13 protein-coding genes are annotated in these 14974 nt (G+C 54.0%); 3 read left to right on the top strand and 10 right to left on the bottom strand.

The window, feature by feature from the left end:
* Window position 1 precedes the first annotated feature (1 nt).
* The 3 genes from pstB to phoB are packed head-to-tail and all read left to right on the top strand — an operon-like array spanning window position 2 to window position 2240.
* Entirely contained in the window at window positions 2-802 is an 801-nt protein-coding gene (gene pstB / locus ACOOGA_RS18320; RefSeq protein WP_417461818.1) for a phosphate ABC transporter ATP-binding protein PstB, read from the top strand.
* A gap of 11 nt (window positions 803-813) precedes the next feature.
* Window positions 814-1524, top strand: a complete 711-nt coding sequence (gene phoU / locus ACOOGA_RS18315) for a phosphate signaling complex protein PhoU (protein ID WP_417461819.1) — start codon at window positions 814-816, stop codon at window positions 1522-1524.
* Between the two features lie 26 nt (window positions 1525-1550).
* Window positions 1551-2240, top strand: a complete 690-nt coding sequence (gene phoB / locus ACOOGA_RS18310) for a phosphate regulon transcriptional regulator PhoB (RefSeq protein ID WP_417461820.1) — start codon at window positions 1551-1553, stop codon at window positions 2238-2240.
* Between the two features lie 20 nt (window positions 2241-2260).
* On the opposite strand, the gene ACOOGA_RS18305 is transcribed toward phoB, so the two are convergent.
* From ACOOGA_RS18305 to ACOOGA_RS18260, 10 genes are read right to left on the bottom strand one after another with little or no spacing between them, the layout of a single operon-like run.
* The gene (locus ACOOGA_RS18305; protein ID WP_420429180.1) at window positions 2261-4153 is read right to left on the bottom strand and encodes an XrtA/PEP-CTERM system amidotransferase; all 1893 of its coding nucleotides are present in this window, start codon (window positions 4151-4153) and stop codon (window positions 2261-2263) included.
* Complete coding sequence (xrtA, locus tag ACOOGA_RS18300) at window positions 4141-5688, bottom strand: exosortase A (protein WP_420429178.1); 1548 nt, start codon at window positions 5686-5688, stop codon at window positions 4141-4143. The genes ACOOGA_RS18305 and xrtA overlap by 13 nt, the downstream gene beginning before the upstream one ends.
* A complete protein-coding gene (locus tag ACOOGA_RS18295) occupies window positions 5685-6911 on the bottom strand; it encodes a TIGR03087 family PEP-CTERM/XrtA system glycosyltransferase (protein ID WP_420429176.1) in 1227 nt (408 codons plus the stop codon). Before ACOOGA_RS18295 ends, xrtA begins: the two co-directional genes overlap by 4 nt.
* A 4-nt stretch (window positions 6912-6915) precedes the next feature.
* A complete protein-coding gene (locus ACOOGA_RS18290; RefSeq protein ID WP_420429174.1) occupies window positions 6916-7962 on the bottom strand; it encodes a FemAB family XrtA/PEP-CTERM system-associated protein in 1047 nt (348 codons plus the stop codon).
* A complete protein-coding gene (locus ACOOGA_RS18285) occupies window positions 7959-8882 on the bottom strand; it encodes an XrtA system polysaccharide deacetylase (RefSeq protein ID WP_417461825.1) in 924 nt (307 codons plus the stop codon). The genes ACOOGA_RS18290 and ACOOGA_RS18285 overlap by 4 nt, the downstream gene beginning before the upstream one ends.
* Window positions 8872-9918, bottom strand: coding sequence for an XrtA/PEP-CTERM system-associated ATPase (locus tag ACOOGA_RS18280; protein ID WP_417461826.1), 1047 nt, complete (start codon window positions 9916-9918; stop codon window positions 8872-8874). Before ACOOGA_RS18280 ends, ACOOGA_RS18285 begins: the two co-directional genes overlap by 11 nt.
* Window positions 9919-9925: 7 nt before the next feature.
* A complete protein-coding gene (locus ACOOGA_RS18275; RefSeq protein ID WP_417461827.1) occupies window positions 9926-11398 on the bottom strand; it encodes a TIGR03016 family PEP-CTERM system-associated outer membrane protein in 1473 nt (490 codons plus the stop codon).
* A 12-nt stretch (window positions 11399-11410) separates the two neighbouring features.
* On the bottom strand, window positions 11411-12601 hold the full coding sequence (locus ACOOGA_RS18270; protein ID WP_417461828.1) for an XrtA-associated tyrosine autokinase: 1191 nt from the start codon (window positions 12599-12601) through the stop codon (window positions 11411-11413).
* A 20-nt stretch (window positions 12602-12621) separates the two neighbouring features.
* Window positions 12622-14247 (bottom strand): XrtA system polysaccharide chain length determinant, encoded by a 1626-nt coding sequence (locus tag ACOOGA_RS18265; protein ID WP_417461829.1) that lies wholly within the window; start codon window positions 14245-14247, stop codon window positions 12622-12624.
* A gap of 52 nt (window positions 14248-14299) precedes the next feature.
* A complete protein-coding gene (locus ACOOGA_RS18260; protein WP_417462116.1) occupies window positions 14300-14908 on the bottom strand; it encodes an XrtA/PEP-CTERM system exopolysaccharide export protein in 609 nt (202 codons plus the stop codon).
* Window positions 14909-14974: the final 66 nt, after the last annotated feature.

Genomic DNA, 14974 nt, shown 5'->3' with positions numbered 1-14974 from the left:
GATGCTTGATATGGCAACAAAAGTGGACGCAATGACAGAACCTCGTACGCCCAAAATGGCCGCTAAAGACGTGAATGTTTTTTATGCTGACAATCACGCGGTAAAAGGCATTTCTCTTGATCTCTACCGTGATGAGGTCACCGCGCTGATCGGCCCTTCTGGCTGTGGAAAATCAACCTTCCTGCGCTGTTTGAACCGGATGAACGATACGGTAGCAAGCTGCCGGGTTGAAGGTAAAATCACATTGGATGGAGACGATATCTACGATCCGCAGATCGATGTGGTGCAACTACGCGCCCGGGTTGGCATGGTTTTCCAGAAACCGAACCCTTTCCCGAAGTCGATCTATGATAATATCGCCTACGGTCCTCGTATCCATGGCCTCGCCCGTGAACGCGCCGACCTTGATGAGATTGTTGCCGTGGCACTCGAAAAAGCCGGGTTGTGGGCAGAGGTAAAAGACAGACTTGATAGCCCGGGTACCGCACTATCTGGTGGTCAGCAACAGCGCCTTTGTATTGCGCGCGCCATTGCTGTGAACCCTGAGGTGATCCTGATGGATGAGCCTTGCTCTGCCCTCGACCCGATCGCCACTGCAAAAGTAGAAGCCCTGATCGATGAACTTAAGGGCCGCTACGCCATTATCATCGTGACGCACAGCATGCAGCAGGCGGCGCGCATCTCGCAGAAAACCGCCTTCTTCCACATGGGTGACCTTGTGGAACACGGCGATACAACGCAAATATTCACAGCGCCCAAAGAAGAGCGCACCCGCGACTATATTACTGGCCGCTTCGGTTAGGACAAATTGACATGAATGACCACATTGTAAAAGCCTACGACGACGAACTGAAAGAGCTGCGCAGTATTGTGAGCCGCATGGGCGGCCTCGCAGAAGAACAGCTCGTTGCCGCGATGAAGGCACTCAAGGAATGTGACGTTGACGGCGCATGGCATGTGCGCAGCAGCGATAAAGCGCTCGACCAGCTTGAGCTGCAAGCTGAGCGTACGGCTATTGGCGTTTTCGCCCGCCGCGCACCGGTGGCAGACGACCTGCGTGAGGTAATTGCGGCTCTCAAGATGACCGGCATTATCGAACGTATTGGTGACTATGCCAAAAACATCGCCAAGCGCACACTTGCCGTCACGGAAGGGGCGCCTGTTGTCATGCCTCCTCTTCTGGAACAGATGAGCGGCGAAGCCCGTCGTATGATCCAGGATGTGATGGACAGCTTTGTGCACCGCGATGCGGAAGCCGCGATGGAAGTTTGGGAACGTGACGAAGCGCTCGATAACCTCCACAACGCTGCTTACCGGCAAATCCTTGCACGTATGATGGAAAACCCAAGCCAGATTGGTGCGCTGACGCACTTCCTGATGATCGCAAAGAACCTCGAACGTATCGGCGATCAGGCAACCAATATCGCAGAACAAGTTTATTACACCATAACCGGGATCATGCTCGAAGATGCCCGGCGCCCCAAACAAGATTTCACCAGCACCGAGCTGGTTGAAGAGAAATAACGTTTGGTTATCGGAGGCAAAGCCCAGTGAAAACCCGTGTTTTATTGATCGAAGATGATGAGAGCATCACCGAGCTTGTGCGTTACAACCTCGAACGTGCTGACTATACCGTTGAGGCCGTAGCCGATGGCGAAGATGGCCTTTACCGCGCAACACAGGAAGCGCCAGACATCATCCTGCTTGACTGGATGCTGCCAAACCTTTCCGGCCTTGAGATCTGTCGCCAGCTTCGCCGTAATACTGAAACAGCGAACGTTCCTATTATAATGCTGACCGCGCGCGCGGATGAACCTGACCGTATTCGCGGGCTTGAAACCGGTGCCGACGACTACATCGTCAAGCCGTTCTCACCAAAGGAACTTATAGCGCGCATTCAGGCTGTGCTCCGTAGGGTACGCCCTGCCCTTGCTGGCCAACAGCTTCGCTTTGAAGATATCGTGCTTGATAATGTGTCCCACCGGGTTACCCGCGGTGATGCGCTCGTGCACCTTGGCCCAACGGAATATCGACTGCTCCGGCACTTCATGGAAAACCCGGGCCGCGTTTTCTCACGTGAGCAACTGCTCGACAGTGTCTGGGGGCATGATGTCTATGTGGAACCACGTACTGTAGACGTACACATTCGTCGCTTGCGTAAAGCCATGAACTTTGACAGCACCAGCGACTATATCCGCACGGTTCGCTCTGCGGGCTACGCACTCGACAGCCGGATGTAAGAACCCGGAAGGCCAGGCGGCTAGCTGTAGCTTACATCCAGCCGCTCAAGGCTTTTATCAAGCATAATAAGGGACCACAGACTGGTATGGTGGTCCCTTTTCTCTGTCAGATGCTCATCAACAAGTTTGCCAAGCGCCTTGCGGTCAAATACACCCAGATCAAGAAGCCGCTCGCTCTGCTGCAGCTTGGCAAGCTCAGGTGCAAGCTCAGCCCTCAGCCAGCTCGCCATCGGAATATCAAAGCCCTTTTTCGGTCGATCGATAATAGCGTCCGGAAGTATGCCGCGCACAGCGTCCTTGAACACTGCCTTGCCAACGCCTTCCCTAATCCGGCTTTCAGGGTCCAGCCGAAGCCCCCACTCAACAAACTTATGGTCGAGAAGGGGTACGCGAACCTCAAGCGAATGTGCCATACTCGCCCGGTCTACCTTGGTCAGAATATCCCCCGGCAAGTAGGTCTTGAAATCTATATACTGAACAACCGAAAGCGGATGTGCCCCATGCACTTCTGCCGCCAGCTTCTTGAAGCGGTCGTGCGGGTGGTATCCGAACAGGCGGTTGTGCATCTTCTGGGTATAGAGCCTCAGACGCACACTATCCGGCGTTTTGCTGACAGATTGGCAATAAGCTTCAGCCGAGGTACGTGCCAGTGCCTCAAAGGTAGATTTCGCGCGCAGGAACTGCGGCGCACGGTCCAGTTTCGGGTAAATGGCGCCTAGTGCACCAAATACCGGCCGCCGGATCGCGAGCGGCACGCGTGAGCGCAATTCCTCTTCCATCATATGGAAACGGTAACGGCGATATCCGGCGAAAAGCTCATCGCCGCCATCACCTGAAAGCGCAACTTTAACCTTCTCCCGCGCCAGTGCGCAGACCCTGTAGGTAGGCAGCGCCGACATATCGGCAAAAGGCTCGTCATACACCTCTGCCATCGTATCAATCAGCTCCCCGTCCCGTGCGGAAGCAAGGCGAAGCCGGTGGTGCGTGCCAAAATGGTCTGATACCAACTGTGCGTGACCACTTTCATCAAACAGCGGATCATCGGAACCAATAGCGCATGTTTCAATTGGGTCAGGGTTGTTGCGACTCATCAAGCCAACAACAGTACTTGAATCGATACCACCGGAGAGAAAGGAACCGAGAGGCACGTCTGCGATCATGCGCAGCTTTACAGCCTCCTCCAGTCGCTCAATCAACTCGCCGGGCTGCTCGTCACCAACAGCGGGAGTAACAACATCCAAATTCCAGTAAGCACGCATGCGCTGCTGGCCAGTGACTTTATTCACTATCAAAGTATGTGCAGGCGGCAGCTTGTCAAACCCGTCGAGTATCGATTTGGGGTCAGGCACATAACCAAGAGCCATATAATCTTCGAGCGCATCGATCCTAAGCTTCTTCCGAATGCCGGGGTAAGCCACAAGTGACTTAAGCTCAGACGCGAAAATGAACGTGCCATCCGGTAACGTGCTGTAATATAGTGGCTTGATGCCCAACCGGTCGCGCGCCAGGAACAGTTCCTGTGTACGAGTATCCCAAACGGCAAAGGCAAACATGCCACGGAAACGGTTCACACAGTCTGCGCCCCACTCCAGATAGCTGGTAAGCAACACTTCCGTATCGCTGCTCGTTTTGAACCGATGACCGAGGTTCTCTAACTCACGCCGGAGCTGCTGGAAGTTATATATCTCGCCGTTATAGGTCAGCACCACACGCTCGTCTGGGCTGAACATGGGCTGATGGCCACCTTCCGCATCAATAATTGACAGCCTGCGATGGCCAAAGGCGACACCCGCACCAAAAAAGAACCCGTCATCATCAGGGCCACGGTGCGCGATAAGGTTGGTCATGTGGCGCAGGCTGGCCTGATCGACCTGGCCGTCTCCCGCAATCATCACCCCCGTTATTCCGCACATATAGCGTGTCCCTCTGCCTCGTTAAGCTGGCTCCATAAAAACCGATCTGCCGAAAATGTCGATAGAAATTTTGTCAGCCTTTCACGGGCAGTCTCGATACCGTCATCCATGTTCACAGAGAAGATCAATGCCGCTGCAGTGGCATCGCCGCCAAACAGGCGCGCTTTGCCTAATGCGAGCTTGGTTGGCAGCGAGCCAGCATGAAAGGAGCCTGAGGCAAAATAAGCGCGCCACAACAGTACTTTTCTCTCAGACCGCCAGAGCACAGTCTCCTCGAATGGTAGCCCGTTAACAGCAGTATTTTTTGTCGGTGCACCGGTAAGTACCACCCAGTCGTTCTGCAGGCCTTTTTCCAACCCCTGAATAACCCGGTGCTCTGGTCGATCAGGCTGGAAAAGCGCGCCATAAACAGTCACACGGTTACCACCCGCCCGGTATAGATGCAGAAACTCAGCGTCCGCAGCTTCATAGGCAACATACCCCACGTTATCAAACCGCGGCAGCGGCCTGAAGCCACATGCATCACACGTTGGCACCTGGACGTCTGCAACTTTGCATTGTTGCACCACTTCTGAGGGCTGATGCATCCAGAAACCAGAGAGAATGGGCAACAGCATGGCAAATGTCACCGCCACTAAACCATTTGCACCGAGCATGGGCATTGCCTGCTTGGGCTGGCTTTCCCCTACCGGCTCATTGCCCCAGTCTTCCCGGTCTGAGAAACGATACGCAATCCCGATCAGAATCAGTAAAACAACGCTTAGGAACCCCCAGCCATAGACAACATGATCAACATCTTTCGCGAAACTCTGATCCGTCGCTTCCGCGATCAACAAAGTTGAAAGCACACGGATTGCATTGGCAAGGATAGGCACAAGAAAAGCCACCACCAGCATGACCGCCCTGCGCCACCACGAAGCAAGCGCCAAGTGGCACAACAACACACCGCAAACCATGCTGGTAAACAGAAACTTGATGCCCGCGCATGCACGTGCGACCTCATAGAGCCCGCTTGAAAGCTCAATCAGTACGCCATCTGCCTGGTAAGGCACACCCAGAATGCCAAGTGCCCAGATTACGGATTTAGCGGTGATGTTCTGTAACGGCCCAACAAGCGCCCCGCCGAATGGGATAACAAGAAACAGGAACAGCATGGGGAATAGTATTTGCCGGTAGACCGCAGGGCCAAACGCCAGCAGCACCAGCGACTGCACCGCGCCAACAAGCGCAAAATGTTCCAGCACCCCGGCTTCCATTGCGCGCCCCAGCATCCAGAGCAACGTGGCACCCATAATCAGTATAAATGCAGGCAGGAAAAGACGCGCTGGTGGCATTCCACCCTCGCTGACGCGGCGCCAGATAAGCCAGAGCGTGATCGGCGGCACCAGAAGCCCATGGCTATAGGTATCATCACGCCAAACAATGGTCGCGATATGGATGACGGTGTCCCACCAACCAGCAAAAAGCCCCGCCAAAGCCAAAGCAAAAAAGCCAAGCCGTTGATACCGACTGTATAGCGAGGCTGCTGTAGTCATAAACTCCGTGCTCCCAATACCCGGCTAATAATATCATCAAGCTTGGACAGGCAGCTCTGCCAACTGTGGTGGTCCTCAACAAACTGACGGGCTGCGGCGCCAACGGCTTCCCGCCGTACCCTGTCCCTTAGAAGCACCGTAAGCGCCTCCGAAAACTTGTTTGCCTCTGCCGCCACGACCAGCTGTTCGCCGGCGGTCGCCGCAATGCCTTCATGGGCGGCAGGCGTGGCAAGTACCGGTTTCGCCATGGCCATACCTTCAAGAACCTTGTTCTGAATACCGCGCGCAGTAAGGAGCGGCGCTACAACCACGTCCGCTTCCGCTATCGTTTCCGCCATATCGTCCACATAGCCAAGAGCTTTCACGCCGCTAGTGCGTTCAAGGGCCGCAACCTCCGGCGTCTTCGGGCCGCCTGCAATAATAAACTCAGCTTCAGGACACTCCGCCTTCACCTTCGGCCAAACCTTATGGACGAACCATTCTGCGGCCTCAAGGTTGGGCGCATAGTCCATCGCGCCAGTAAAGATTACTTTGAGAGGCGGTTCTTCGCCATCTGCTCTGGTTTGCCTAAAGCGCTCAGGGTCGAAATGCACAAGATTGACGCCGTTTGGCACGCCATAGACTTTGGGGTGCAGCGCTATATCCAGCTCTTTTTTGAAAAGTGTCGCTTCATCGTCGCTCACAAAAAGGGTTACAGCGGATCCTAAAGTAATCTCGAGCTCATAGGCGGCCAGTACCTTCGCCTCACGACGATAAAGCCACGATAGAGGCCAAGGCTTCGCGCCCGCATATGTCGCCCATTTGGCGCTATCTACATCGACAAGGTCTGCCACAACAGGGATGTTGCCCACGCCCTCCACCAACTGCATCGTCGCGCCAGAGAACAGGAAGATTATATCGATCTCGCCCGCTGTGATCAGCTTCTCGGCATAACGTTTCAACTTTGCTTTCGGATAGGCGGAGAGTGTGAGTGGTTTCCCCGTCACGAGCCCTCGCAGCGCCATAAGCTTCTGCTGACTTTTGCTGACACTCTCAAAGCAAAGGCTTTTCACCTGCCCCTTAAGGAAGGCCACATGCTTCTCGTCCTGAGGGTCATCAATATAAAAGCCCAGATGCACATCATGGGAGGCTGCGAGATGCTCAAGAAAATGCCAGGAGCGTATCTTGTCCCCTTTATTGGGGGGATAAGGAATGCGGTGTGCGAGAAAGAGAATACGAGCCATGCTGTTATCCCAAGTGCCGGGCAAGCATAGGGCCAAGCCAATTAGCAACAGGCAGCGGCAGTCGCTTCCATACCTTCACAAGAGCCGCGTATTTGCCACTTTGTGGTGACAGGTCTGGTAGCTCCGCGCCCTCAGCCAGCTTGTATTCATATTCAAGCGGCATAGGTTCAAACCCCCAGTTTTTCTTGAAAGCATAAGGGCCGGTATCCACTTTGCTACGGCCAAAATCAAAGCGCTTGATGCCCTGTGCAGCCGCATGTTTCATCAGCTCAAAATACATGAAATCATGGGCGCTGTAGCGCCGTGCATCCGGTGTCCCACCCGCGTAATACGGTAGCACCGTATCTGCGTCATAAAAGCTGAACAGGCTGGCAACAGGCTTGCCGTCCGGCGTTTTGATCAGCTGCAACAGATGATTGTCTGGAAACTCGCGTGCGAACGCCTCAAACAGCGCACGAGGGAACACAGGTGTACCCAAGTTGCGCACGCTCTCCGCATAGAGCGCATATACCTCACTGACCTTTGGTGCCCAATCGCATGTCAGCTCGGCTTTCAGCGATTTGCGCACCACAGCGCGCTGTTTGCGTGGGATGGTGAGCAAAAGCTCGTCCTCATCACTGCTTTCAAGGTCGCGAATAAAGGTGGCAGCCTTAACCCCGGCTGAACTCCAGCCATCAACACCACAGTGCTCTGGTTTCATCGTGCGGCTTTCAAAAACACCAATGCCCGCGCCTTCAGCGATTTGCCAGGCCGCAGCATCAAGAGCGTCGCGCGCTGCATCGTTTGAGTATAGCCCGCCGCCATAAACCGCAAACATGCTGGAGACAAGCGCGTTGCCAAAGAGAGCGCTGCGCCTGAGCGTAAGCGGCAGCACACCCTTAACCTCGCCATCCTCTTCCGCATAAAGATAAGGGCATTGATGCCCTGCCCCGGCTTCAACAACAAACTTCCAGCCCGCACGGTGGCAAAAAGTGCCATCCGCATGCCCGGCAACATAAGCATCCCAGGCTGCCACGTTCTCATCGGTCAGATGTTTGATAACAAGCGTCATCCCTGCGTCTCTATGCTTTCATAGGCAGGCGATACGATGGCTTCCCGCAGTCGCATCCATTGATGCGCGCCGCACAAACGTTCAAGTTTCCTCGGCAGTGCTTCCTGGCCGGTATAGTGCCTGAAGCGCGAGAGAAGCGGAGCATCCTTACGGTAAGGCTGGCCTGGGTCTACCTCCCACGGGTGCATGTAAAAAATACCTGGCGTACCGTTTTGCTTCGCGCCTGCTCGCAGCAAATGATGCCCCAGCGCATAAGGCAAAAGGCGGAAGTATCCGCCGCCAGAAGCAGGGAGCGAACGCCCGAGCATCTTGCATACTGTCATGGGCGCCTCGAGGATACGCCCCTCCCCAATCGGCCAGAATGGGCGCCTCGGCGCATTCGGCATGCCGTAATGATCCGTCTTGAGAGGATAAAGGCTCGAAGAATAGGTGAAACCTGCCTGCTCCAGCACCTCATAAGCCCACCATACATCTGTGGTCAGGGAGAAGCTTGGCGCACGATACCCCATAACTTCCGCACCAATCGCGTCTTCAAGTAGCGCCTTGGCTTTAAACACATCAGCGGTAAATTCTTCGCGCGAAAAACGGAACAGGCGCTCGTGGTCCATGCCATGGCAGCCCACTTCATGCCCCGCGTTGTGGATGGCGTTGATAAGTAGCGGATATCGCTCTGCGACCCAGCCAAGGCAGAAAAAGGTGCCTTTTACACCGTTTTGATCAAGAAGGCCGAGTACCTTATAGGTCTGCTCTTCAACACGGCTTTCGAGCCCACGCCAATCCGCACGGTCGATGGTGTTTTCAAACGCGCCTACCTGGAACCATTCTTCCACATCCACAGTAAAGGCATAGACGTCTGGGAACTGCGTGCTCGCAGACACCGGCTCTGCATTTGCGAGTGGGGCTTGAGAGCTATTTGTCATCCTTGGAGCCGCCGCCCGCCATCGTTGCCATCAGCTCGGTCAAGCGTTTCAGGGTTTCATCCTGATTTTTCATCATGTTTTCAAGCTGATCAAGCCGGTTTTCCATCTGCTTGACCTCCTTGGTCTCACGCTTCGCTTCCAGCGGAACGGTGGAATCGTTCTGGCGGTTCACCGGCGCCGACGGTCTTGGCGGCATCGCTGACGATGTCGCCGTCACCTGTCTTGTGTCGCTCGCCATGTCGCTTACAACAGCCTGAATGGTTTCCCCGTCGATGGTATGCAGCTCTTCCAGTGAGCCATACAGCAACACGCGCGAACACAGGGTGTTCAGCCGACGTGGCACACCGGCACTGTTCCGATAAATTTCTTCAACCGCATCAGCGGTGAAACAAGGGTCATTGTCCCAGCCAACAAGGCTCAGGCGGTGCTCGATATAGCCCGCGAGCTCTTCTTCTTCCATCGGCTCAAGGTGATGGGTGGCAATCACACGCTGGCGGAGCTGCTCAAGCTCAGGCGCCGAGAAGATACGCTCCCGGAATTCAGGCTGACCAACAAGGAAGCTTTGGATAAGCGCCTTGTCGCCTTCCTGAAAATTGGAAAGCATACGCATTTCTTCGAGCGCAGCGTTTGAAAGGTTCTGTGCTTCATCCACCACCAGAAGTGCCCGGCGACCCATGCGGAACTGCTCCCGCAGGAATTTCTCAAGCCGTGCCAGAAGCTGGCCCTTGTCTTCCGCTTGCGCGTCAAGGCCGAAAGCCGCAACCACGCTTCTGAGCAGGTCTTCCGCGCTCAGCTGTGTGCTCACGATCATGGCCGCGATATATTCGTTGCGGTCGAGCGTTTCAAACAGGTGGCGCACCAGAGTGGTTTTACCTGTGCCCACGTCACCCGTCACAATGATGAACCCCTCACCCTGGTTCATGCCATAGGTAAGATAGGCCATCGCCTTTTTGTGCGTGCGAGAGCTAAAGTAAAATCGCGGGTCCGGCGTAAGTTGAAAAGGCCTACCCTGAAGATTGTAAAAACTTTCGTACATGCTGCCCCTAAAATATCCCTCGTAGATGTACAGTCACGGCGTTCTCCATCATATCCCCCCCGACTTCTGTACTCTGTCGCTGTGTATGGTCAAGCGAAACCGCAACTTTCACATGACGAGACAACCGCTTATTCCACTGTAGATTTCCTACATAGTAGTTGTCTACCCGAAGCTGTTCTTCAAATCTACTCCGACGGTAGGAAAAAAGCCCTGTCAATGTCGTCAATTTATTGATTTTGTGCTTAAAACCACTCGATACACCCCAGGAACTGGCGTCTTCACCGCCGGTGTTATCGTAGGTACGCCATTCCATATTACTGCTTACATAGACTTCAGTTCTGCGCTTCCGCCACGTGAACACGCCTGTTGCGTTCTGACGGCGGAAGTCAAAGTCTGTCAGGGTAAACCTTGGATCGCGTTCATCAACTGGCAAGCCCGCGCCATCAGTGATGCCCTGTTCATCATCAAACTGATACGTCTGTAATCTATCATTTAGCACGACGCTGTCTGAGGAAAGTGTATCGGTATAGGTTCCCATGAAATCAAAGCGCACAGAAAACAAATATTGCAGGCGCCCATACCAGGTTTCTCTCGCGCCTACCCGTCCGTATCTGCCGGAAAGGTCAAGTTTCGGGCCCGGGGTCCAGCGAAACCCGGCCTCCCAGCCCAAACCATCCTGGCTCAGAAGTTCGGACTGAAAACCGTTCCGTGACTGGTTCACCTGCCCAACGATCGAGAAATAGCGGTTGAACTTATAGGTAAGCTCGGCCCCGACCGCCTCAACATGATAGTCATTGACGTCAAGGTTACGAAGAACCCGGCTGCTGTTGCCAAACAGCTCCCATTCCAGATTGTTGAACCTGTCACCAGACCCGACAGACGCTCTAATTTCATGAGACTGTGTATCCGAGAAATTTGTCGGCAGCGTCTCATCGTCTAGGTTATCGGCCGGGGAAAGTGTCAGTCCATACCGGTAATTGACCCGCCAATCCGCAAAATCACGCAGCCCTCCTTTTAAAAGAGCACTGCCCGTATAGTTTTGCACCAGCCGCCGGTTGTCGCTTCGGTTCGCTTCGGAATGGGAAATCGCATCGCTTTGGCTGAGGAATACCTGCCTCAAGCTCGCCCGCGCGTTCACAGACAAATGGTTACGCCAGATCTCTGCGTCCAACACACCAAACATGCTGTGCCTTACGTCCGAGCCGCCATCATCGAGAAAATAATAATAGTCGTACGCGTAATCGAGCGCACCTTTAAGCTTACGACCCTCGATCCGGGTATTCAGCCCCAATGACGCATTCAACACTGTGCCAACTGTACGGTTTGCTTCGGTCAAGTTAACATTGTCCGAGACCGTCACCTTGCCTTCGCCGCGCGGGTCAATCCAAACATGTTGTGCAGATACGGCAGTGGCGCAACCAAGGTGCGCCACCATCAGCATCATAAGCTTTTGCGGAAATATACGGCCTACCTGCGCCACAAAGTGCGATCCTTATCGACCCCCGTAACCATAATAGGACGCAAATTTCTTATTACTGTCGCTATAACGGGTCTTGTTCAAAATCAGATTAATATGTTCGCAGGCATTAATCATGCCCAAGCTTTCTTTGATCTGAGGCTCGGTGGTTTTCTCCGCCTCGATCACAAACACGGTTTGCCCCATATAGAGCGCAAGCACTGACGCGGCAGAGCTTGCCAACACGGGGGGCGAGTCAAAAATCACCAACCGGTCTGGGTAACGCGTGCCTATTTCCTTGGCCATGGCTTCCATGCGCTCACTCGCAAGAAGCTCTGTGGTCAGGTTATGCTGGCGGCCAGCGGGCAGCAGCACAAGGTTTGGTATACTGGTTCTGATCAGGCAACTGGCGAGGTCAATGTCCTCATCCGCCACCACATCCATCAAACCGCGTCCGCCACTTACACCAAGACGGTTAAGTACCTCAGGCTTGGAGAAGTCTGCATCCACCAGCAGCACGGTCACGTCCTGCTCGGTGGCGATCGAAAGCGCCAGATTGATCGCACAGAATGTCTTGCCTTCACCCGGGTTTGAACTTGTCACCAGGATCACATTACCGTTCTCAACCTTCTTGTCGCCTTTTGAAAAAGCATTCAGGAGGATCGAACGTTTAATGATCCGAAATTCCTCGGACATCAGATTTGGCGGCATATCAGGTGTGATGTAACCCGCTTCCCGTAACGCCACGAGGTCAACTTCCTCAACCTTGCGCTTGGTCTGGTCCTTAGGCTCCATACCGACACTGACAGGCTTGCTGGGTTTGGACCCGGGACGGATATGGACTTTAGGGTCTTGGTTTGTTTCCGCTTGCGGACGCAAGCCGCCATCAGCTTTGGCATGTCCAACACCCATGCCTGCTTTTGCCGCGGCCTTTTCAAACGCGCTTTCTTCAGGTGCCTTCTTCGGCTCAGCACCTGCATCCTCGGCGGGACGGGGTCTGGAAGCACCGCCCGGTTGCCCAATACCACGGAATGCCGGAGCGGACTTTTGTTCTTCGCCCTGCGATGGATTGAGTGAAGACGGGTCTGAACGGCCTTCCCCGCGTGCAACGGGGCTGCCAATGCCCACACCTTTTGCCGGGCCTGACTTTGCAGCAGCCCGCTCAACAAGGGAGCTAGCCTTTTCTTCTTTTTTCTTCTTTTGCTCTGCGCGCTCAATAAGATCCATGAATTACCTACTCACTACACTTAGGTTGCCGACAAGCCGCCAAAGATATCGAAAGCCAAAAAGGCCACGAATATCAGCATAAGCAACAAGGTTCCGCCCGCGAAACCCAATAGCTCGACACTACGTTGACGATGCTCCTGCTCCGATATCGTGCGGCTCACGTTACCAAGCACTGGCATATCAAAGTGGCTGCGCAACTGGTCAACCGTGATAACAACTGGCCGAAGTTGCGACAGCACCAGCGCAACACCAAGCCCTGCGAAAATGCCGCCAACCAAAACAGCAGTGAAGAAAAGAAGGCGGTTCGGTCCGCTTGGTGCCTGTGGCACAATCGGCTCTTCCACCACGCGAAGTGACATGGCTTCATCCGTTGCTTCTACATCCGCCTGCAGGTCAAGCTGCTGTTTCTGCTCAACAAATTCTTTATACTGACGCTGAATGGTCTTGTAATCGCGATTGAGACGGCTTTCTTCAGCTTCGATCTCTGGTACGCGCTTAGCTTTTTCTTCCATTTCAGCAACGAGGTTACGCTGCTCGCTTTCGCGCTGCTTCAACGTTTCAACGGAAGTCTTGGTTTCAATAATCTGCAGCATCAACTGCTCATACAGCCGGTTCGGCGTTTCCGTCGTCAGGTTGGAACTGCGCCCAGCTTCAGCGGATTCAGCCAATTCTTGCGCAACCGCTTCTTGTTTGTCTTTAAGTTCGACCTGCAAGGCATCGATCTGCCGGCTGACGTTGATCACATCAGGATGGCGATCTTTCAAACCCAAAGTCTTGAGAGAGTCATACTTTTTCTGCAGGTCGGCGATACGCTCTTCTAACGGGTCTTTATCCCCGCCGCCACCCGGGCGGCTTGACCGTGCCTCACGAATTGTAGGCGGCACATTCTTGATGTTTGTCTCTAACGTCTGGAGCGTAACTTGTGCCTCCGCGATAGAGTTACGTGTTTTACGCAGTTCATTCTTTGCACTGTCGAGGCGGGTGATAAAGCTACCCTGCCCGCCAAGATATTCCATATTTTCCTGTTGGAATTGCGCGTGCCGTGTTTCGGCGTCGCTCAGCATCTTGCCGTATTCCTGAATACGCTGGCTGATAAACTCAATAGCGCTTTCCGATTTTTGCGCACCCTCTGCCGAATTACCTTCAAGGAAGAAGGAAAGCAGGTTGGCCACAACCCGGCGCGCCACTTCGGCGCGTTGACGGTCGCTCAGGCGGTCATCATCAATCTCGAACTGAATGCGGAACATGCCTTCTTCGAGCGATATGATCCGGATATCCCGCTGCAAGCTTGCAACAAGAGCATCCAGCTCTTTGTCATCTTTCGCTATCCGATCGAGATAATCTGACCTGCGGATAATCTTCTCAAGATTAGGACGCGTAACCAGCGTACGGCGTACAATGTCAACCTTGCGGCTAAGGTCGACATTAATGCCCATGCGTTCAGCACTCGCGCGCAGTACTGTCTCCGTGTCCACAAAAACCTGGGCGGATGCTTCGTATTTATAAGGCATCGTCGAGACAAGTGCCCAGCCCAACAGGCTCACCAGCCAGGTGGTAAAGAGCATATACCATCGCTTACGCCAAATGCCGTAAGCAATGGTTTTTATCTGCTGGAATATGTCGTGCAATCCGCTTTGCACTGCCATCTTGTCCCTCCGCTGTCTGTCAGACCATCGCCATCAGCATACTATAACAATGTTAAAGGATGCTTTCAGGAATAATCAGCACATCGCCCGGGAAGATCTTCACGTTTGCCGTGATGTCTCCATCCTTGATGAGCGATTCAATTTTAATTCTGTATTCTTTCTGTTCACCGTCTTCAAACCGGATAAGGGACGCACGGTCCCCGGCGGCAAACTCTGTCAATCCACCAACCTGGATCATCACATCCAGAAGGGTCATGTTTGCCCGGTAAGGCAGCGCCTGTGGGCTGGCGGCTTCACCAACCACCCGCACTTGTTGCGAAAACGGGCCAAAGAACGCTTGCAGCATTACTGTTACGATGGGCTGCTGAATATAGACATTCAACTGCTCTTCAATATCGCGGGACAACTGGCTGGGCGTCTTGCCTGTCGCAGGCAGGTCTTCCGCCAGAGGGATGGACACCCTTCCGTCAGGCCGTACCGTCACGTTGGTTGAAAGCTCGGGGTTTCTCCAGACGTGGATATACAAACCATCCCCCGGCCCGATAACATAATGCGGTCCAGGGCCTTCATCCGGCGGCACAAAAGGCGCCGAAGGCAGCAACTCGCGTGGCCCACAACTCGTAAGAACAAGCGAAAACAAAACGAGGCCAAGCGCCTTCATTCCGGTTTTGAATTTTAGTACCACCTGATGCTTCCTTTAAACCCTTGATTAATAAGCCTAAAGGCT

Source organism: Kordiimonas sp., assembly GCF_965216265.1.
Classification (GTDB): domain Bacteria; phylum Pseudomonadota; class Alphaproteobacteria; order Sphingomonadales; family Kordiimonadaceae; genus Kordiimonas.
The sequence above is the reverse complement of the archived record's forward strand: the minus strand, read 5'-3'. Positions and strand labels throughout refer to the sequence as shown.